Origin of the sequence: Mesorhizobium sp. M7A.F.Ca.US.006.04.2.1 (genome assembly GCF_004022915.1) — a bacterium.
In the GTDB taxonomy this organism is placed as follows: Bacteria; Pseudomonadota; Alphaproteobacteria; order Rhizobiales; family Rhizobiaceae; genus Mesorhizobium; species Mesorhizobium ciceri.
Map to the genome: position 1 here is coordinate 1 of NZ_RZQA01001700.1, position 385 is coordinate 385.

General features: G+C 68.6%; 1 protein-coding gene. It reads left to right on the plus strand.

The genetic code is table 11. The annotated features are described in order from the left end of the window. The coding region (locus tag EN925_RS39485) for a hypothetical protein (RefSeq protein WP_164894868.1) at positions 1 to 385 on the plus strand (385 nt) is incomplete at both ends.

Here is a 385-nt window from a genome sequence, read left to right on the forward strand (position 1 = left end):
GTATACGATCGGCGATGTCTTCGGCAGCAACACGGAACTGGTCTTCGCCGGCGAGGTCCGCAACGACAATCGCGACGACACCCAGTTCGCCGGCAGTGTGCGGCTGAACATCCCGTTCAATCCCGGCAGCGGCTCGGACCACGCCGCCAATGGGGCCGATAGCGGGCCGGAGCCGGTCTATCCGGTCAGCGAAGGCCTGCGCAAGCGCGTCAACGAGCGCGTGCGTGGCGATATCGGCGTCCGCGTCCAGTCGCAGACGCTGACCGGCGGCACGACGACGCGTGTCGCCATCAACGCCGCCACCAATGCCGCCTTCGGCAAGTTCTACTACGCCGATGGCGGCCTCGCCGGCGCCGGCACGCTGGCCGACCCGACGACGCTGGAC